Annotated in this window: 15 protein-coding genes; 4 read left to right on the top strand and 11 right to left on the bottom strand. The window is 64.6% G+C overall.

Annotated features, from left to right (window positions below):
• Positions 1–8: 8 nt before the first annotated feature.
• Positions 9–533, bottom strand: a complete 525-nt coding sequence (locus IEX78_RS21865) for a hypothetical protein (RefSeq protein WP_188830911.1) — start codon at positions 531–533, stop codon at positions 9–11.
• Between the two features lie 30 nt (positions 534–563).
• Complete coding sequence (locus IEX78_RS21860) at positions 564–2,564, bottom strand: hypothetical protein (RefSeq protein WP_188830910.1); 2,001 nt, start codon at positions 2,562–2,564, stop codon at positions 564–566.
• Positions 2,565–2,775: 211 nt separating this feature from the next.
• On the opposite strand from IEX78_RS21860, the gene IEX78_RS21855 reads away from it, so the two are divergent.
• The 3 genes from IEX78_RS21855 (at position 2,776) to IEX78_RS21845 (ending at position 9,908) form a co-directional block, all read left to right on the top strand.
• Positions 2,776–4,077, top strand: a complete 1,302-nt coding sequence (locus tag IEX78_RS21855; RefSeq protein ID WP_229684218.1) for a serine/threonine-protein kinase — start codon at positions 2,776–2,778, stop codon at positions 4,075–4,077.
• Complete coding sequence (locus IEX78_RS21850; protein WP_188830909.1) at positions 4,074–9,245, top strand: AAA domain-containing protein; 5,172 nt, start codon at positions 4,074–4,076, stop codon at positions 9,243–9,245. Before IEX78_RS21855 ends, IEX78_RS21850 begins: the two co-directional genes overlap by 4 nt.
• A gap of 150 nt (positions 9,246–9,395) precedes the next feature.
• The gene (locus tag IEX78_RS21845; RefSeq protein WP_229684216.1) at positions 9,396–9,908 is read left to right on the top strand and encodes a VldE C-terminal domain-containing protein; all 513 of its coding nucleotides are present in this window, start codon (positions 9,396–9,398) and stop codon (positions 9,906–9,908) included.
• Between the two features lie 4 nt (positions 9,909–9,912).
• Here IEX78_RS21845 and IEX78_RS21840 read toward each other — a convergent pair whose 3' ends face one another.
• Genes IEX78_RS21840 through IEX78_RS21830 form a run of 3 tightly spaced genes read right to left on the bottom strand, consistent with a single transcriptional unit; the run spans position 9,913 to position 13,404 of the window.
• Positions 9,913–11,301 (bottom strand): hypothetical protein, encoded by a 1,389-nt coding sequence (locus tag IEX78_RS21840; RefSeq protein WP_188830908.1) that lies wholly within the window; start codon positions 11,299–11,301, stop codon positions 9,913–9,915.
• A complete protein-coding gene (locus IEX78_RS21835) occupies positions 11,285–13,192 on the bottom strand; it encodes a hypothetical protein (RefSeq protein WP_188830907.1) in 1,908 nt (635 codons plus the stop codon). The genes IEX78_RS21840 and IEX78_RS21835 overlap by 17 nt, the downstream gene beginning before the upstream one ends.
• Complete coding sequence (locus IEX78_RS21830) at positions 13,189–13,404, bottom strand: hypothetical protein (protein WP_188830906.1); 216 nt, start codon at positions 13,402–13,404, stop codon at positions 13,189–13,191. The genes IEX78_RS21835 and IEX78_RS21830 overlap by 4 nt, the downstream gene beginning before the upstream one ends.
• A 649-nt stretch (positions 13,405–14,053) precedes the next feature.
• Between IEX78_RS21830 and IEX78_RS21825 the strand changes: the two genes are divergently transcribed.
• Positions 14,054–14,791: a glucose 1-dehydrogenase gene (locus tag IEX78_RS21825; RefSeq protein ID WP_188830905.1), complete on the top strand. Its 738-nt coding sequence runs from the start codon at positions 14,054–14,056 to the stop codon at positions 14,789–14,791.
• Positions 14,792–14,927: 136 nt separating this feature from the next.
• Here IEX78_RS21825 and ppnP read toward each other — a convergent pair whose 3' ends face one another.
• Genes ppnP through sucB form a run of 6 tightly spaced genes read right to left on the bottom strand, consistent with a single transcriptional unit; the run spans position 14,928 to position 20,283 of the window.
• Positions 14,928–15,239, bottom strand: a complete 312-nt coding sequence (ppnP, locus tag IEX78_RS21820) for a pyrimidine/purine nucleoside phosphorylase (RefSeq protein WP_188830904.1) — start codon at positions 15,237–15,239, stop codon at positions 14,928–14,930.
• Positions 15,240–15,287: 48 nt separating this feature from the next.
• The gene (gene lipA, locus IEX78_RS21815) at positions 15,288–16,310 is read right to left on the bottom strand and encodes a lipoyl synthase (RefSeq protein ID WP_188830903.1); all 1,023 of its coding nucleotides are present in this window, start codon (positions 16,308–16,310) and stop codon (positions 15,288–15,290) included.
• Complete coding sequence (gene lipB, locus IEX78_RS21810) at positions 16,307–17,059, bottom strand: lipoyl(octanoyl) transferase LipB (RefSeq protein WP_188830902.1); 753 nt, start codon at positions 17,057–17,059, stop codon at positions 16,307–16,309. Before lipB ends, lipA begins: the two co-directional genes overlap by 4 nt.
• A 10-nt stretch (positions 17,060–17,069) precedes the next feature.
• On the bottom strand, positions 17,070–17,582 hold the full coding sequence (locus tag IEX78_RS21805; RefSeq protein WP_188830901.1) for a GNAT family N-acetyltransferase: 513 nt from the start codon (positions 17,580–17,582) through the stop codon (positions 17,070–17,072).
• An 11-nt stretch (positions 17,583–17,593) separates the two neighbouring features.
• Positions 17,594–18,484, bottom strand: a complete 891-nt coding sequence (locus IEX78_RS21800) for a TIGR01777 family oxidoreductase (RefSeq protein ID WP_188830900.1) — start codon at positions 18,482–18,484, stop codon at positions 17,594–17,596.
• 5 nt (positions 18,485–18,489) lie between these two features.
• Positions 18,490–20,283, bottom strand: coding sequence for a 2-oxoglutarate dehydrogenase, E2 component, dihydrolipoamide succinyltransferase (sucB, locus tag IEX78_RS21795; RefSeq protein ID WP_188830899.1), 1,794 nt, complete (start codon positions 20,281–20,283; stop codon positions 18,490–18,492).
• Between the last annotated feature and the right edge of the window lie 30 nt (positions 20,284–20,313).

Raw genomic sequence — 20,313 nt, 5'->3', positions numbered from 1 at the left:
GCCGACCGCTATAGCGGGGTGACCGACTTGATCACCGGGACGGGGTCCGAGGTTGAGCGGCTGCTGACCAGGCTCGTGATCACGTCGGCCTTGGTGCCCGACAGGGTGATCGAGTGAATCCGTTCCCAACTGGTGCCCTCGTCGAGAGCGACGGTCACGCGGTAGCGCTTGCCCGGGGCGAAGGTTGGGGAACCCGTTGTGGTCAACCGCAATTCGTATTCGAAGTTGCAGCCAGCCGAGCCGTAGCACTTCTTCTCGGTGATGGTGACTTCGGGCGAAAGGTTTGTCACCGAGGGAACGTCGTAGGTCGGAGTTTGAGTGGTGGTGCGCGCCACCGTGTTTCCGGGGGCGGCGACGGTGGTCTGCGGTTTCACCGCGGCAGTGGCGCCGTCGCTCGACCCGATCGCCGCGCCGATCACCGACAAGACGATGCCGAGTGTGCACAGGCCGCCGACTGCGGCGAGTGCGATAACAATCGGCTTTGACGTGGGCTTTTTGACCGGAGGAGGCGGCGGAAGTTGCGGTGAAAACAATGTCAAACGATGCAACGGCAGTTGACGGATTTATTCGAAGACGACGCCTGCTTCGGCGGCGGCCTTCTCAACGATCTCGGCGACTGCCGCCAGTAGCGCGTTGCCCGCGATGGACTGTCCGGCGACCGGGCGCGGTGCACCTCGGTCCAGTATCCGCGCGTCAAGGTGGGTGGCCCGGCGCGCGACCGAGCCGTTGCCCGAAAGGGCGTATGCCTCAACCCATTCCGCGTGCGGCTGCTCGACGATGCGCTGGTTCACCAATTCGGTGAGGCCAGCGGTGACCGGGATCAAGAAGGTGTCGATCAGCGCCTGACGTTCCTCGTCGGACGGGCGCGGGCCGAGCCAACGGTCGGGTTCCTGCACTACATTCCAGATCTCCTCATTCAACGACTCACGTAGTTCGGCGACTGGCTTGAGGCTGTCGTATTCGTAGTCATTCCAGCGGTTGGCGACGCGCCGCGTGAGTGCGCGAATTCGACTGCCGTGCTCAGGAAGAATCGACGCGTCCGTGCGCAGTTTCAACACCGCCTGCCACTTATTGCGAAACTCGTTAATCGCCGCGGTAATCCCTTGAAACAGCACCTCTTTGCGATATACCGGGCGCGACTCGCCAGCTCGGTCCGCAATCTCAGGATCAGCGATCAGCGCGAGGAGATTGTTGAGTTCGTCAATCGTGCGCTTGCCAGCGTTGTTAGCCTTGAGCTGCTTGTGCATGCCGCCAACAAAGAACGCCGCGTGTTCGAGGCGCTTTTGTAGCACCCGTTCCGCCGACTCCAGCGCCGGATTCTGATGACGACCCTCGGCGCGCAACTGACTCAAGACGTTGTGCAGCGACTGGCGCACATGCTCTTCGCGCTCCGAGAAAGTGTCGAGGTTATCGCCCTTGACCTGGTCGAAGTGCGTGAAAAGGAAATGCAACTTGGCGGAATGCCCGGTAATGGCAACGCTTTTCAGCGCCGCAGCGGCGGCGGCCTGCATTGGTTGTTGCGCATTGTCGACGAGCAGCACCGCGTCAACTACGTCAAGCTGCCGTGAAATACGGGTCGACAACGGCGACGCCTGCGACTTCGCGTGCCCCAACCCTTCGCCGTCGATAAGGACCAGTCGCGGCTGCGTGGCCGCCCACTTCGCGACAAACGGTCCGCTCACCCGAACCGCGCTTACCAGCGGAGTCAGCAGGCGCCCAAACAGTTTCGCGTTGTTGCCGGTAAATCGGGTCACCGTCGTGAGGAATTCGGCGCGATCGGTGCTGGTGAGCGTCCACGTGATCGGCCAACCGTCAGCGTCACTGCGCAACTCACCGATATCGAGCACATCGAACCGGTGCATGAGTTCGGCCATGAGCTTGTCGACGATGTCGACGAAACGCGACCGGCCAGGCAAATCGCTATCAGCGTTGCGCTCAACGTATTTCGTGACTTCGTCGGCGGGACGATCTAAACCACATTCGATGGCATACTCCTCAGCGAGCAGTCGCACCGACTGAATCGCGGATTTGAGGACGCGGGCCGTCTCCGCCTCGTCGATATCGCCGAAATCGTCGGGATCGAGGTCGTCGTCATCGTCGTCATCCTCATCGTCATCGATAAGGTCGTCGGCGGACGCGGCCTGAATTCGACCGAGCGCGTAGCTAAATCGGAACCGCTGATTCACGTGATCGAGCAGTTTGCGGCCAACAACCGCGTCATCTTTGCCAGCGAACGCGGCAAGGGCGGCTTCGACCACATTCTCCTGCAGGTGACCTTCGATCACGTCTTGGGCGGCGAAGGTGACAACAGCCTGAAACTCCGGGCCGTCGCTAATGATGACTTCCATGTCGGCGACGGTCGTCTTCGCCGTTGATGTCGACGGGAATTTCTCGGTGCGGGGGTTGGTGCCGAGCAACTGGCGGACGACGGTGGTTTTGCCCGCTCCTGTCGTGCCAAGCAGCAGGACGCGACGATAACCCTGGTCGCGACCAGGGAGCGGAATTGCCCGCTCGCGCAGCGCCAAAGAGTCCGTCTTGGACAGGTCTACGCCCCCGTTGGTCATCGGCTCGCACCTATCTGGTTGGTTATCGGGCAACTGGCCTGTCCAGCACCGCGAAAAACAGTAGAGCCAAGTGAAAACTACGTCAAACGCTAGAAATGCTGGGTGTTTACTCGCTTGAGCGAGTGGGTAATCCGTTCGCCCCACTGACCGCGCGCGTCGTCGATTCCATCCGGTATTTTGATGATCCGAACTCGGGATTGAAGGGGCGAACTTGGCGCGGCAACCGCACACCGTCGGCGGTCGGTATGAGCTGACCGAGCAGATCGGCGCAGGCGGAATGGGTCAGGTCTTCGCTGGTTACGACCGTAATCTCGACCGGCCAGTCGCGGTGAAACTCACCAGAGCAGACCTCGATCCCGACCCGGAGTGGACCCGGCGATTCCTGCGCGAAGCCCGGCTGATGGCGCGACTGATTCACCCTGGGCTGCCCACGATTCACGACGCTGGCATTGAGCCGGGGACGCCAGAACGGCCCTACCTCGTCATGGAACTCATTCAGGGCGTCACGCTCGACCGGCTCGCCGAATACCCGAGCCAACTGCCCGTCGGCGTTGTCGCTTCGATTGGCGCGCAGATCGCCGCCGTGCTCGCCGCCGCGCACCGGCAGTCGGTTTATCACCGCGACCTCAAACCGTCGAACGTGATGATGTGCCCGGACGGAACTGTCAAGGTGCTCGACTTCGGCCTTGCCGTTTTACTCGATAAAGACGCGACGCGGATTACCTCGACGGGCAAAACGCTCGGCACTCCCGCCTACATGGCTCCCGAGCAGGTCAACGCGGAACCCGTTGTCGCACAGACCGATTTGTACTCGCTCGGCCTCGTTCTCTACGAATTGCTTGGTGGCGCGCCGGTGATGACGGGAAGCACCCCGTACCTGCTGTGGAAAGCGCAAACCGAAGTTGTTCCCCCACAGATCAATACGATTCGGCCCGACGTGCCGCGCGATGTTGGCGCGCTGCTCGCGGACATGCTCGCCAAAGACGCGCGTCGTCGGCCCGCCGATGCCGACACGGTCCATCGCACCTTGCTGCGGCACGTAAGCGCGCTCGACGACCTGCGCGACGTGCGCGAACCACAAAGTCCAGCACGGATGTACGCCCAAGCGTCGGTGTCGGTGCCGGGATATCGCAGCGCGGCAACGTTGATCGCGTCGCCGATAGACATCGCCTACGCTGCTCCGGTCGTGCGGTCAGGGGTGGGCGACACGGTTGTGGAACGGCTGCAATTAGCGGACCGAAACTTCGACGCTGGCCATTTCGAATCGGCGGCCGACTTATATCGAACGGTCGGCGATGAGTTGTCGGCCGCCAATGGGCCCTATGACGAACAAGCGATGTACTGCCACCAGCGACTCGCGATTTGCCAACTGCGCCTTGGTAATGCGAAAGCGGCGCTGAATCGCCTCAAGCGCCTACATCAACAAATGTCGGTCCGTTTTGGCACACAGGACAAGCGGGTCATCGACCTCGCGACCCAAATTAATGGCATTTCCACGGGAGGATCGCGGTGACCACAACCCACACCGGACCCGAATTGGCCGAGCTTGGTGGTCGGCTGTTCGACTTTCTCGCCCAAGCGCAGCAACTTCGCGTACGGACGGTGAGTGACCTCGCGCAATATGAGCGTGACGGCGCGGTGCTCTGGATGGCGAACCTGCCCGATGACGCATCAGTCGCGTATGAGGCGGCCGAACCGGGTACGCCGTTTCTGGTTGTGCAGAAAACGCAAGTGCCCCGTGCGCCAATGCCGTCCGGCGACGTTGATGATTGGCTGGAGTTCGCCAACCTCGCTGACCCCAACGCGCAGCCGCGACTGCGTGCCGAACGAATTGGTGACAACGGCGAGACGCTGCAGCTTGCCGACCATCCGGAAATCGAAGTCGCGTTCAAAGAATGGCTCACTCGGTGGCAGGAGTGGGGTGTGGTCGCGCGTCCGAAAATTGCCGCGGTCGCGCTCTACCAGCAGCTTTACGAGGTGTACACCAACTACGAAGCAGCACGCGAAACCTTCGAGGTGGTCTTCGGAATCGGGCTGCTCAGTTGGCACGACCGGTACAGCGGCAGCGTCCGCAGGCACGTGCTCACCGTGCCGGTTTCACTGCGATTCGACACCGGATTCGGTGCGCTTTCGGTCGCGTTGGACGAAAACTTCACCGGATTCTCCGCCGAATTGGAGGATTTCGTCGAGCCACGTCGCATCGCGGCACCCGCTGATCTTCGTCGAGCTGAAAATGAGGCGCGCACCGACAGTACCGACCCCTTCGAACGCGAAGATGTCGCCAATCTGGTGCGGGGATTCATTAACTGCATCAATTCCGACGCCGAGTACCGCGACGAACTTGAGCCCGGTACTAAAGCCGACCATCCGCTCGCGCGGTACGCGCCCGCGGTCATTCTGCGCAAGCGCTCGCAGCGGGGAATGGTGAACGCGCTGCGCACCGTCGCGACGAATCTGCGTGCTGCGGGCGACATGCCAGACGGGATGATCAATCTAGTCGATACCAGTCACCAGACCGCGTCGTTAGAACGTGAATCCGACGGCGCGATTGTGGTCGACGGGGCCGACAAATTCCTGCCACTGCCGCTCAATTCACGGCAGTTGCAAATTCTCGACCACGTCGACAACAACGCCCACACGCTCGTTCAAGGCCCACCTGGAACGGGCAAAACGCATACTGCCGCCGCGCTGATCGCGCATTTGCTCGCCCAAGGCAAGCGGGTACTGGTGACCGCGCATACCGATCGGGCGCTGCAGGAGGTGCGCGAGCGGTTGCCCGAGGAAATCAAGCCGTTGTGTGTGACGGTCATTGGCGACTCGCAGGCTGAACGCGAGCAACTGCAGTTGTCGGTGCGCCGACTCAACCACGAAGCCGGTGAACACGACCCCAACCGGGCAAGGGCGACCGAGGAAGCGGCCAACGCCCGTATTGAGGCGCTGCGCAGGGCGCGACGCGAGCGCTACAGCGAATTGCTTCGCTTGCGCGAAAGGGATGTCACCGTGTTCGAACGCGGCGACTATCGGGGTTCGCTCGCGTCGATTGCCACGCAATGGTGCGCGCGGCGTGATCAATTCGATTGGGCGACGGCGTTGCTCGCGCCTATCGCCGATCAGCTCGCGCCCACCAACTCCGCGCAACTGCGCGAATGGCTTGAGTTGCTTCGAGATTCGTCGCTCACCGACCCGGAGGCGGCCGCGCCCGAACTCGTTGGTTCAGGTGACTTGCCTTTGGTAGACGAGTTCGCGCATTGGGTCGATGCGGAACACCGTGCGGCGGAACAACTTCGGCGTTACGAAGCCTTTCGCGACACCGCGGCATTCGCCCACATCAGTGCGACCGCGCCGCAGATCCGACAGCGAGTCGTCGCCGACGTTCGTTCCCTCGACGCGACCGCGCGCGAACTTGCCGGACGACATGAGGTGTGGGCGCGGAACGCGGCTGAAGCGGTTCGCACCGGACAAGCTCACACCCTGGCGACGACGGCGCAAACGGTCGACGCACTGTTGACCGAGGTCGACGGCATTCTCACGACGGTCGGCACCGCCGAAGTGACGGTGACCGGGTCGGATCTCGCACCGCTGCTGGGACTGGCTGAGCACCTGCGTGCGCACATCACCGCGAACGGGCCACTCAAGGTCAAAGCCGACGGCACGCCCAAGACCGGAATGCTGACCCCGCGCGCGGTCAAAGAGGCGCAGCCGCTGTTCGAACAGGTTCGGGTCAACGGGCGCGTGCCTACGCAGGTCGAGCACCTGACGATCTTCCTCGCGCACTCCGACGGGCACCGGATCGCACGGCAACTCGATGCTGCTTGGCCGACGCATGTTGTCGCACAGGGTGATTGGGCACTGCGTGATCGGGTGGGCGCACATCGTGCCGCGCGGGAGTTGCTCGGTCGCGTCCTCGATTACGGTAGGCAGCTCGCCGACGTCAGCGCGCGGATGCGGGCTGACGGCTTCGCGCCGCCGCAGTGGAGTGATCCCGCCGATGTACGCACGTTCCTCGACGCGTTTGACGCGGTCGCCGCCGAGGAATCGTGGACCGAAGCCACCCGCGAACTGGTCGCGCTGACCAATCGATTGCGCACCTGGACCCAAGACACGCGAGCGACGCACAACCTGCGTGACCTCGCGCAGGCCGCCGCAGCTCGCGACATCGCTGCCTACCGCGAGGCGTATGAGCGGCTGGTCGAGTTGCATCGACTGCGTGCGTTGTATGCGCGGCGGGCCAGCCTCGATGCGACCGCGTCGACGGTTCCCGAACTCGCGGCCGCGGTGCGCGCGAATCCAGACGACATTAGCTGGGCTGAGCGACTCGACTCCTTCGACGATGCGTGGCAGTGGCGGGCGGTCGGCACGTGGCTGACGGATCAACGCGCGGGGGCAGTAAACGAGATCTGTCGCGAACTTGATCACATCGAACGTCAATTACGTGAGCAGGCAGGCATTCTCGCGGTAACGCGCGCATGGAATTCGGCGGTCGCCCGGTTGACGAGCCAGGCGCGCGCCGATCTGCAGAGCTATTCACAGCAATCAAAGGATATTGGTAAGGGCACCGGCAAATTCGCTGAACGCAAGAAGGCCGACCTGCGTAAGACGCTCGCGGATTGTCGACCCGCCGTGCCGGTTTGGGTCATGCCGATCTACCGCGTTGTCGAACAATTCGAAATCAAGCCCGAGATGTTCGACGTGATCGTCGTGGATGAGGCGTCGCAGGCTGGCGTTGGCGCGGTGTTTTTGCAGTACCTCGCGCCGCGCGTTGTGGTGATCGGTGACGACAAACAGGTTTCGCCGTCGGCGGTCGGCATGAAACAGGACGACCTCAACAGCTTGGGCAAACATCTCGATGGCGTCGGGTATGTCGCGAACTGGACGGCTGCCACGCGCAGCTTGTTCGATGAAGCCGCGATGCGGTTTCCCAGCCGCATCACACTGGTCGAACACCGACGCTGCGTCCCCGAGATCATTGGGTTCTCGAACAAGCTTTGCTATGAGCCGCAAGGGGTTCCGCTTGTTCCGGTTCGTCGCTTCGGCAGTGACCGGCTGCCGCCCGTGCGGACGGTGCATGTCGCCGACGGGGTCGAATCGCGTCCCAAAGTCAATGAGATCGAAGCCGATCGCATCGTCGCGCAGATCAACGAATGCCTGGCCGACCCGGCATATGACGGCAAAACATTTGGCGTGATCTCGCTGCTCGGTGACGAACAGGCGAAGGCGATCTGGCAAAAGCTGGTCACGGTTATCCCGACCGAAGAGCTCGAAGCGCGGCAGGTGCACTGCGGGTCGGCGGCTGATTTCCAGGGCGCCGAGCGCGACGTGATCTTCCTATCGCTTGTGCTTGGGCCCCGCGACAGCGGGCGCAGCCCAGCTCAGACCAAGACCGAGATTGAGCAGCGCTACAACGTCGCTGTTTCGCGTGCGAAAGACCAAGTGTGGCTGTTTCATTCGGTCAGCACCTCTGACCTCACCAGTTCCGAAGATCTGCGCTTCAAGCTGCTTGACTACTTCACGGCCGTTGAAGCCAACACCGGCGACGCCGACGAACCGAGCGAGCGGGTCAGCGACGATGTGCTCGCCGCACCGTTCGAATCGCTCTTCGAGCAGCGGGTGTACAACGCGCTGGTCGACCGGGGCTATCGCGTGCAGGCGCATCACACGGAAACGTCGTGTGACCTCGACATTGTCGTCACCGGGCGGGGCGGTCAGCTTGCCGTACAGTGCGATGCCGACTCGTGGCGAGACGCCGATGCGTATCGGCGTGAACTCGATGCTCAGCGTGACCTTGAACGGTGCCAGTGGCCCATTCATCGAATGCGCGAAGTGGAGTTCGTCCTCGATCCGGCGGGTTGCCTTGGGGCGCTTGAAGAAGCGTTAATCGCTCAGGGGATTTACCCGATCGGGGGTGATCCGGTTGAGGAGAGCGCCCTGGACGCGGGCTCGCCGGACGTCGTTTCCTTGGACGCGGTCGCGCCGGACGCGGTCGAATCTGATTGTGCGCCCGGGGAATTCGATGGGGCTACGGCCGACGATGTCGACCTGTCGGTGCTCGCGGGATTCGAGTGGGAGCGCCCGGCGGTCGATGATCCGGTTCCGGTCGCCGCGGAGCCTGAGAGTGATGTCGCCGATGAAGGCGTTCTCGCCGACGACGACGCGCGGTGGGTGAAGCCCGCTAAGCCCAGTGCGCTCGACGCCTACGTGGCCTTCACGGAAACGCTGGAAAGCCCAACCACCGCCGCGCACGCGACCATCGTCGAAGATCTGTGTCGGATCGTCGAGGTCGAAGGGCCGGTAAGCGAGGCGCGGTTGCGCGCTGTGTACGTGAGCGCGGCGGGTTCGCGAGAACGCGACAACGTGCGCAGGACCATCACCCGAGCGTTGCGCGCGGCGGTCGGGAGCGGACGAATCCTGCTCGACGACCCGCTCGGGTTGGGCGACGAGTCCGTCACCTACCGCTTGTCCGCTCAACCCGTCACCCGGGTGCGGACACTCAAACCGCGCGCGATCGACCAAGTGCCGCCACGGGAACTCGCCGAAGTAATGGTGGGCGTGGCAGCCCGAATCGGCTGGGACGACGAGTATTCCCTGTTCAAGGCGGTTCTTGTCGCTTTCGGCGCAAGCAATTTGACCGCGAAGGCGGACACGGCGTTGAAGCGAGTCGTCGGGTTGGCGCACATGTCGTAGCCCTACGCCCCACCTTCGCGTAATATCCCCAAGCACCTGTTCTCGACCTAGCTGGTGATCGCTGTAGTGCCTGCCCATCGCAAAGTGTCGGCCTCGTGGCGGACGCGGACTCCGCTTGCCGTGTGCAGCGTCGCGGCCACCGTGCCCGCGATGTTGTGGATGTCGTTGCGGCCGCCCGTCGCTGTTGAACACACGGTTGAGCCGCGTGCGGTTGTCGACAAAGACCGAGTGCCCGCGGCCTATGTGCGGCCCGTTTCGCAGCCGATTGACCCGGAAGAAGCGTCGTCGCTGAATAAGGCGAAAGCGCTGTGTTCGACAACGCTGCACGGTGCGCAACCACGGGTTGCCCAGGTGGGGCATCTGCTGCAAAACGCGTTCGGGATCGCCGACATTGGGGCCGCTGAAGGTCGCGGGGACGGCGACCACGCGGCCGGGCTCGCGCTCGACCTCATGATGCCCGACTCGTCACTGGGCGACGTGGTCGCCGACTTCGTCCTCGCCAACAAGGAACGCTTCGGCGTGACCTATGTGATTTGGAAGCAGCGGTACAACGACGGTGCTGGCTGGTCGTTTATGGAGGACCGGGGGAGTCCGACGGCCAATCATTACGACCATGTGCATGTGTCATTTGAAGCTGGTGGGCGAGCCAACTTCTCCTGCTGACCGGTTAATTCAGCAGGAAGGCGAAAAACGGCAGGACGCCCGCTGTTAGCAAAGCGACGACGAGCGAAATCACCTTGGCGCGAGGGAATTGGTGGAAGCGCGCCGCTGCCCAGCAGTAGCCGCCTATCGCGATCAGCGCGGTTCCCCAGTAGATGAGCGCACCGCTGGTCGGCACGCTGAGGACGTCCGCACTCGATGGCTTGTCTTTGTCCTCTCGGAAGAGCAACGCCAGAGTGATGATGGTGACGCCAGCAGCGAGGCCGAGGCCGAAAAAGCCAGCGCCAGCGTTGCTGTTGATGCGGATCGGGGGCAGGTTGCCCAACGAGATGTTCTGCGGATCCGTGTGATGCCGACTTTCGGAATCACACAGGATGTCGAATACCTGCCCAGGATTGACGCGAACACGCACATCCGACGCAACGCAGCTGAGCGCCTCGATTGATTGCGCCGTCGCATAGGAAGTGATGAGGCCGCCGCGCGAGGTCTTGAACCCGCCATAGTCGCGATGGGACGGCAACATTTGTTGGTAATCAAGAAGTTCGGTAAAGCCACGGCGGAAGGTGGGATGAAAGGTCAAGCGCTTCTTTGACGTAGCCAACGCCATGATTGATATCGGGAGCGTGGCGTGGTACCAGGTCTGCGTGACGTTTCCTCGCCGAATCGGCTCTTCCTCAAGGGTGCCTGGCGCGGTCTCCAGATAGTGCAGAACTCGGTCCACCGCGTTTGCATGCGCTTTCGCGAGATGGGCGTTGCCGCTATCGGCGAGGCGCCCGGTTCCGAGGAGGCAGGCGATTTTCGCGCTGGCGGCGTTCGTGGTGGCACGGGGGTCATCGTCCATCAGCGCCTGGGTCAGGAAGTCGCATCCGCGCTGAATCGCCAGTGCGGCTTGGACATCCGACGGCGGTAGCTCAAGGAGCGCACTGATGGCTGCCGTTGTCGCACTGACCGAGACCCATGCGGAGCCCTCCGACATCGCCCAACCGCCGGAATGCTGATCCTGACTGGTCAGCAGTGAGTTTCGGTAGGCACTCACGTCGGGCAAGACTCCGGTGTTGCTCATCGCGATCAACGCGCGTAGTCGCCAAGCGGCATCGACCGGCGATTGGAACGTCCACTCGCCCTGGGCCGCATGCACGACAGAGTTGGCGCGAACCAGAGCGCTCACCGCGTCAGGCTGCGGAACGTTGTACACGTCGGGCGAAAGCGGCACGGGAGTGTAAGCGGGTGCGTAGGAGCGGGCGGCAGCAAGAGCGCACACGGCCTCGGCGGTGTCCTGGGGATTGGGAGCGACGTCCGGCGACCAACCCCAGCCTGCATGGTCGGCGTCGACCTGAACCATGTTGTTTTGGAGCCAACCCGCTGCGAGCGCGATGCGACTATCGACCGTTGACATGTTCCCCGCCTTTGTCATCGAATCTATTGCGCCACAAAGACTGTGACTCGAACTCGAACGCCATTGTAGGTTGTCCGCCGGGGACAAACCGGGCGAATTTTAGAGGGTGGGGCGCCGGTTGGGACGTACCAGCCTCGGCGTACGGGCCCGACCGCGGACGCTTCCAAGTAGGTGATTCGGGATTGGGCCTCCTATTAGCCCGCTGACGCATCGGAAGCTGTGGGGTGAGGGTTAGTCCTGGGGGCGGTTGTCGAATGGGGCTGGGGATTCGGGCGTGTTGGGTGGCATATTCGTGCGGGTTCGCGGGGGTCAGGCGGGTTTTCGGGGGTTTCGGTGCGAACGTGCACGAAAATGCCAATGGGTGCGGGGGCGACACGCCCGGGCGGCGCGGATTTAGCTGCCGGCGGGCCTGTGGGGGTGCGCAGCGGGCTGCCTGGGCGGTCAACAGGGTGCGTAGGCGCGGGGGGAGGTCGAGGGCGGTGACCTCGGACCACAGGTTCGGGTCGGTTGGGGCGAAGCTTGCTACCAATGCCTCTGCTTCCGGGGCATCTTCTAGGAGTGCCAGGGAGCGCGTGCGGGCGGTCGGGTCTTGGCGTAGGACTACCTGGACCAAGGTCACTGTCGCGTTCGCCTTCGGAGTCGCGGCGATTGCTTCCCGGAATTCGGTGTCGGACAGGGCCGCTACGCCTGCTGCCAAGGTGTCGTGGGTGTGAGTGGGCAGCAGGGTAACCAGCGGGAGTGCTTGGGGCCAAAGGGAATTCGTCGCGGAGCTTTGTAATGCCGCTGTCAGCGTGTCTTTGCGGTGCATCACCGGGAGGGTGGCGAAGCGGGCTCGGTGTTCGTCGGTCAACGCTAAGGCCACCGGGAGGAGGGTCTGCCAATGGTTGTTGGCGTGGGCCTGTTCTACCAGGTCGGTCAGGACGTCGTCCGGTTCTTGGGCGATGCGAGTCGCAACCGTCGCAAGTTGTTGTGGCGTTAGGTGTTCGGCCAACGGTAGCAGGTCTAGCCACAGGTTCTGGGTGAGAGCTAGATCGGCGATCTTCGTGAGGACCTGTTCCTCTTGCATCAGCGGGCGCTCAGCCAGGCGGCGCAGGCTTTCCGTGCGCATGCCCGCCGCAACCGGGAGCAGGGTTGGCCACGCGTCCAGGGTGTTCACGGCATCGAGAAGGCCGTCTAGGAGGTCGCCGTCTTGTTCGGCGACGACGTCGGCCAGGTGGGAGCGTTGGATTGGTCCGAGCATGTCGAGTAGGGAAATCGCTTCTGCCCATTGGTTTTCCGCGTTCGTCGCGCGGACTAAGCCGGGGATACGGGAGGCGACGACGGTCAGGAGACGGTCGGCGGCGTCGGTGTCTTCGAGGTAGTAGCCGATGTGGAGGAGGTCGATGTCGGCGGCCAGCGGCATCACCGCGATCAGGACCTCGTCGCGCAGCGCGCCCGCTAGGCGGCCCATCGTCAAATAGTCACGGCGACTGATCAATTCGCGCGCGACCGCGATCGCCATCGGCAGCGGAACCTCGGCGATGAGGGCGACGGCGCGGCGCGGGTCGAGGGTCACGGTGCCGTCGGCGAGGAACTTCGGCGAAAGAGCGCTGGCAATCGCGACGGCGCGCGCCGGTTCAACCGTGCCCGCGATCGCGGCGGCGAGTACCGGGCCGAATGCCGCCTCGGTGATTTTCGCGGCGATCGGGGCCGGGACCAGCTTCGATGCGGCGGCGACGCGGTGCATGCGGCGGGCGTCGGCGGCGGCGATGCGGTCGGTGATCTGCTCGCGGAAGGCGCGCAAGGCGGCGGGCGGGAGGTCGGCGAGGAAGGCTAGGTCGTTGGAGTTGGTGCGCTGCAAGACATTTGCGAGTCGCGCGAGTTCGGCGGCGTTGCGGTGCGGAGTGGTCACAGTCCGAGCACCCGCTTCACGGCCGGGCGGGCGAGGCGGGGGACCATGCGCATGCCGGAGTCGACGGCACCGGCAAGGGCTTCCTTGCGGCTGTCGAGTGCGGTGCGCAGGTAGGACTCAAGGAGGGTGAGCTCTTCGGCGGTGAGCGTCGCGAATTCGGGCGGCGGTGGGGAGCCGAGCGTCGCGGTGAGGTGGTCCATCGCGTCAGGCATTGACAGCTCCTTGCGTTGTCGCATCGCGCGAGTGCGCCGCGTCGTGGGCGACGGTACACGATACCGATGGTACTGGGTACTTTTGCGGCTGGGGTGCGCGCTGTCTGGGACGGTACGCGATGGGGGTTGGGTTTCGCGTGGGGGGTGCGCGGTGGTGCGCGCCGATGGGCCGAGCGCTGCGACGTATCAGGTTGGGCGACAACGTAATTTGCGTGAGCTGATGCGAATCGTGAGCCGTCAACCAGCTAGTTGAGTGCGGCTGTCGAGGTTGGCTCGTGGTGGGCGGCGTTATATGCAGAGCGGCCGACGACCGTGCCGAAATCGGTTGGGCGACAACGGCGTTGATCTGCGTCGCTGGTGGATCGTGAGCGGCGAACTGGGGGCTGAGTTCGTTGCCAAGGTGACTCCGGTCGGTAGCCGGGCAGCGGGATGGCGTGCGCCCAACTGAGTTGGGCAGGCCGTGGCTGCGCGCTAGTGCGAGCGCTGTCGCGCCCCGGGCTGGGCAGGTGGGGCGTGTTTGGGCGCGGTGGGGCACGATGACCGAGATAGGTCGGCGGTGCTGGGTTGCGCGTGCTTCCGGATGGGGGTCGGTAACCGCTGACTGGGAAAGGGCGGCGTTGGTGGGTGGCCGAGTGCCTAATCTCCCCGCATGACGTTGCGGTTAGCTGGGAAAGTTGTTGTTATCTCCGGTGGGGCACGAGGGATGGGGGCCTCGCATGCTCGCAGGGTCGTCGCTGAAGGCGGGGCTGTCGTTATTGGGGACGTGCTTGAAGGCGAAGGGGAAGTGCTCGCTGCGGAGTTGGGGGGCGCTGCTCGGTTTCAGCATCTTGATGTGAGAGAACCCGATGATTGGCGGCGCGTCATCGACACTGCCGTAACCGAATTCGGGGGCGTGCATGTGCTCGTCAATAATGCCGGGATTGTTAATGGGAATCTGCTTGTCGACTTCGCGCTTGCCGAATGGCAGCGGATTATCGACATCAATCTCACTGGGACGTTTCTTGGGATGCAAGCGGCGGTGCCCGCCATGACCGGCGGCGGGTCGATTATTAACGTGTCGTCCGTCGAAGGGCTCAGGGGGAGTCCGGGGTTGCACGGGTACACCGCCACCAAATTCGCGGTGCGGGGGCTCACGAAGTCGGCGGCACTTGAGTTGGCGCCCAAGGGGATTCGGGTTAACTCGGTGCATCCGGGGCTCATCGAAACGCCCATGACCGCGGGGATTCCGGCTGACTTCCTGCAAATTCCGATGAAGCGGGCCGCGCAAGCCGATGAGGTGTCCGCGCTCGTCGCGTTTCTTGCCTCCGATGAGGCGTCCTATTCCACCGGCGCGGAATTCGTGATCGACGGTGGGCTCACGGTTGGCGTTCCGCACAAGAGTTTCTGACGTAAGCGCCGCTTCACGCCGCCGGGGAGTTCGTCACGGCACGTCCACGGCATGGGCTCACGCACGCTGCCCGCAGGACGCGGCCAGCGGGGTTCGGGGTCGCGCCCCAGAACCACCGCCAGCCGCGCGGCAACGATCAGCCGAAGTGGCACACGTAATGCACCGGCTCAACAACCTCAATCTCGAACGAGCTGTCGCCGGGCACGTTGAACGACTCGCCGCCACGGTAAGTCGTCGGCGCGGTCTCGCCCGCCAAGGTCACGTTCGCGACGCCCTCGATGAGTTCCATGATCTCGGGCGCACCCGTGTTGAACGTGAGGGTGGCGGGCAGGATCACGCCGACCGACTTCGACGTGCCATCAGCCAATTCGATGTTGTGGCTGACGCACTTGCCATCGAAATAGACGTTGGCCTTCTTGACGACGGAGACGTTCTCGAACTTCGACATGGGTCCTTCCAGGTGCCTTAGGGGACCCTTATCGTAGCGACCTGCCCGTTAGCTCCCGTAGCGGGCGAGCACCGAGCTTGCTTCCTGCGACGCGGTGCCCTCGTCGGCGAGATGCGCCATCGCTTCGGAAATCGGGCGACCGTGATGCGCCATCGCTTGGGCATACAACCGCCCCGCACGGTACGACGACCGAACCAGCGGACCAGCCATGACGCCAGCGAAGCCCAATTCCGTTGCGACACGGGAATGTTCGACGAACTCTTCGGGCTTCACCCACCGGTCGACCGGGTGGTGCAACGGCGACGGGCGAAGGTACTGGGTGATGGTGATGATGTCGCAGCCAGCCTCATGCAGGTCGGCCAATGCGGCGGTGACCTCTTCTGGGGTCTCGCCCATGCCCAAGATCAGGTTCGACTTGGTGACCAAGCCAGCTTCGCGCGCGGCGGTGATGACGGCAAGCGACCGCTCGTACCGGAACGCCGGACGGATGCGCTTGAACACGCGCGGCACGGTCTCCAGGTTGTGCGCGAGCACCTCGGGACGCGACGAAAACACCTCGGCGAGCTGCGCGGGGTCGGCGTTGAAGTCGGGGATGAGCAACTCGACACCGGTGCTCGGGTTCACGCGCTTGATCTCGCGGACGGTTTCGGCGTACAGCCACGCGCCACCGTCGGGGAGGTCGTCGCGGGCGACGCCGGTGATGGTCGAGTAGCGAAGGCCCATCGCCTGCACGCTTTCGGCAACGCGACGCGGTTCGTCGCGGTCGAGCGCGGCGGGCTTGCCAGTGTCGATCTGGCAGAAATCGCAACGGCGCGTGCACTGTTCGCCACCGATGAGGAACGTGGCCTCGCGATCTTCCCAGCACTCAAAGATGTTGGGACAGCCCGCTTCTTCACACACGGTGTGCAGGCCCTCGCGCTTCACCAAACCCTTGAGTTCGGTGTATTCGGGGCCCATCGTCGCGCGGGTGCGAATCCATTTGGGCTTGCGTTCGATGGGGGTCTCGGAGTTGCGCGCCTCGATGCGCAACAGCTTGCGACCGGATGGGGCGGAGGCGTCTACAGAACTCACTGAACCGACTTTACGCTCGGGGCACCAACCAGTTCACCGCTGGTGGTGCGATCAATATCATGCGGCTGAACGGGAATTTCCCCGTCCAACACGGCGACGATCGCGGCTTCAACAAGCGGCTCGACCTCGACGACGGTGACCTCGCGACCCAGTTCGCGGGTGAGCGTGGTGACGCCAGCGTCGCGGATGCCGCACGGGACGATCGCGCCGAAGCCGTCGAGGTCGGCGTTGCAGTTCAGCGAGATGCCATGCAGGGCGACGCCGCGCTGCACGCGCACGCCGATGGCGGCGATTTTGCGTTCGGGTGCGGTGTCGGTCGCGGGCAGCCAGACGCCCGATCGACCGTCGACGCGACCACATTCGATCCCAAAACCGCTCACGACGTGAATGAGCGCTTCTTCAAGGCGGCGAACGTATTTCACGACGTCGACGGGCTCGGCGAGGCGAATGATCGGGTAGCCAACCAGCTGGCCGGGGCCGTGCCAGGTGATCTTGCCGCCGCGATCAACTTCGATCACCGGGCTGCCGTCGACGGGCAGGTCGGCGGCCTCGGTGCGGCGGCCAGCGGTGTACACCGACGGGTGTTCAAGCAGCAGCAGGCGGTCGAAGCCCTCGCCTGCCGCGCGTTCGTCGGCGATGGCGCGCTGACGGTCCCACGCGGCGTGGTAGTCGATGAGCCCGAGATGTTCGACCACGATCGGGGTCGATGCCAAACGGGCCGAGGTGGTAGCAGGTCGTTGCTCGGTCACGGCCTCGACGTTACGCCCCGGCGTTCGGCGTCGGGAAGGTGAGCTGAAGCAGCGTCAAATCCATCCACCGATCGAACTTGCGACCCACCTCAGGCATCTGCCCAACGGTCTTGAAACCGAACCGCTCGTGCAGCACGATCGATGCGCTGTTGCCGGTTTCGATCGCGGCGATCATCGCGTGGACGCGGCCGGAAGTTGTTGCGCGCGAGATCAATTCGGTCAGCAACGCGGTCGCGACCCCACGGCGGTGGAAACGTTCGTCGACGTACACGGAGTTTTCCACGCTGTAGCGGTAACCCGATTTCGGTCGCCACTGGCCGTAGCTTGCGTACCCGGCCAGCTCGCCGTCGATCTCAGCGGCGAGCACGGGCATACCGTCGGCGGTGCGGCTGGCGAACCAGGCTTCGCGTTCGGCGAGGTCGACTTCCTCGGTGTCCCAAATGGCCGTCGATGACGCGATATTGGTGTTGTGAATCGCCAAGATCGCGGGCAGGTCAGCCGTGTTGGCGTCGCGGATGAGCACTAAAAGTCCAATCAGCCGACCGCCGCCGCGAGCGCGGCACCGATCGTGGGATGAGCGAAGGTGAAGCCCGCGTCTTCCAAGACGGCGGGAATAGCGCGCGGACCACCGAGAATGGCCTCGTCAGCGAACTCGCCAACCAGGGCGCGCAAGGCGAAACCGGGGACGATGAACGGGGTGGGGCGATGCATGGCGTGCCCGAGCGCGCGGGTGAATTCGGCGTTGGTGACCGGCGCGGGGCCGACCACGTTGACCGGGCCCGACACGTCGGGCGTGGTGAGGGCGAAGACGATCGCGGCGACGGCGTCGTCGAGGGAAATCCACGGCATGTACTGGCGACCGCTACCTAGTCGACCGCCGAGGCCGAGCCAAAACAGCGGGTGCAGTTGGCCGAGCATGCCGCCGTTGCGGGCGAGGACAACCGCGCTGCGGAGCAGAATCGTGCGCACCCCCGCCGCGCTGGCAGGAGTCGTTGCCGCTTCCCAATCGCGACACAGCTCAGCGAGGAAACCTGAACCGCCAGAAGCGCTTTCGTCGATGACGGCGTCGCCGGTCGCGCCGCCGTAGAAGTGCGCGCCGCTCGCGTTCACGAGCGTTTCGACCCCGGCTGATGCCGCCGCTGCCGACAGCACATCGGTTGGGGTGATGCGGCTGTCGCGCAGTTCTTGCTTGTACGTGCCGGTCCAGCGACGCGCGCCAATGCCCGCGCCACACAGGTTGACGATCGCGTCGGCCCCGCGCAACGCCCGCTGATCGAGCTGGGCGCGCGCGGGATCCCACGTGAACTCGTCGGGGGCGGCCGACGGGCGTCGGACCAGTCGAGACACCTGATGCCCTTCACGGCGCAAAGCCGCGACGAGCGCTGTCCCGATAAGGCCCGACGAACCGGCGACCACAACCAACATTGGTGCTACAGCCCCAGATCAGCCTCGAACGCCGCCTCTTCGAGACGCTTACGCACCGTGGTGAGGAAGCGGCCCGCGTCGGCACCGTCGATGAGGCGGTGATCGTAGGTGAGCGGGAGGTAGACCATCGAACGGATGCCGATCGACTCGCCACTCACGTCGTCGTACACAACGACAGGACGCTTCACGATCGCGCCGGTAGCCAGCATCGCCGCCTGCGGCGGAACGAGGATCGGGGTGTCGAACAACCCGCCTTCGCTGCCGATGTTGGTGACGGTGAACGTGCCACCCGACAGCTCGTCGGGCTTGAGGCCGCCGGTGCGGGCGCGGTGGGCGATGTCGGCGATCGCGCGGGCAAGACCAGCGAGCGACAGGTCATTCGCGTTGTGGATGACCGGCGAAAGCAGACCCTGCTCGGTGTCGACGGCGATGCCGAGGTTGACCGTCGAGTGGTAGACGATCTCCTTGGATTCCTCGTTGTAGGTCGCGTTGACGTTGGGGTGCACGCCAAGCGCCTCGATCGCCGCCTTCGCGAAGAACGGCAGGTACGTGAGGTTGACGCCCTCACGCTCCTTGAACGCCGCCTTAGCCTCGGCACGCAGGTGCGCGATCTTGGTGACGTCGGCCTCGTGGACCTGGGTGAGCTGCGCGGTGGTTTGCAGCGACTCACGCGTCTTGATCGCGGTGATCTGACGGATCCGGCTTGCCTTCTGGGTTGTCCCGACGAGGGCGGCCAGCTTCGGGGCAGCGGTCGGTGCCTTGGCAGCCGGAGCTGCTGCGGGCGCGGCGGCGGGTGCCTGGGCCGGGGCCTTCTTCGCCTCAGCGGCGGCGAGCACGTCCTGCTTGCGGATACGGCCGCCGACACCGGAACCGGTGAGGGTGGACAGGTCGACGTTGTTCTCGTCGGCCAACTTCCGGACAAGCGGGGTGACGTACGGGCCGCTGCTGCTGCCGTTAGTCGAGGTCGCGCGCGGGGCGGGAGCCGGGGACGCGGCGGCAGCGGGCTTCGGCGCGGGGGCCGGGGCGGGCGCGGGAGCCGGAGCGGGTGCCGGTGCCGGGGCGGGCGCGGCGGCTGCGGGCTTAGGCGCGGGTGCCGGGGCAGGCGCGGGAGCGGGAGCCGGGGCGGGTGCCGGTGCCGGGGCGGGCGCGGCGGCGGGGGCACCGCTACCGATCACGCCGAGCTGACCACCGACCGGGACGACGTCGTCCTCCTGCGCCGAAATCTCAAGCAGCGTGCCAGCGACGGGCGACGGGATCTCGGTGTCGACCTTGTCGGTTGACACCTCAAGCAGCGGCTCGTCGACGGCGATCGAATCGCCAACGTTCTTGAGCCACCGGGTGACCGTGCCTTCGGTGACAGACTCGCCAAGCTCGGGCATCGTGACCGCGGTGCCCGAAGCAGCGGACGCGGCAGGGGCAGCGGGGGCGGCAGGCGCGGGAGCCGGGGCCTGCGCGGCGGGCGCGGGAGCCGGGGCCTGCGCGGCGGGCGCGGGAGCCGGAGCTGGCGCGGGAGCAGGTGCGGGTGCGGCGGCAGGCGCGGCGGAGGTGGAAGCAGCTTCACCGGGCTCGCTGATGACGCCAAGTTCACCGCCAACCTCGACGGTGTCGTCTTCCTGGGCCACGATCTTCGACAGGACACCTGCGGTCGGCGACGGGATTTCGGTGTCGACCTTATCGGTGGAGACTTCGAGCAGGGGTTCGTCTATTTCGACCGTGTCTCCTTCCTGCTTCAGCCACCTGGTGACCGTGCCCTCAGTGACGCTCTCACCAAGAGCCGGCATCTGGACGGAGAAGGCCATGTTCTCTGACTCCTCGACTGTTCTCCCGGG

The organism is Nocardia camponoti (genome assembly GCF_014646135.1).
Taxonomy (GTDB): domain Bacteria; phylum Actinomycetota; class Actinomycetes; order Mycobacteriales; family Mycobacteriaceae; genus Nocardia; species Nocardia camponoti.
Note: the sequence above shows the minus strand (reverse complement) of the source record. Positions and strands in the feature narration are given on the sequence as shown.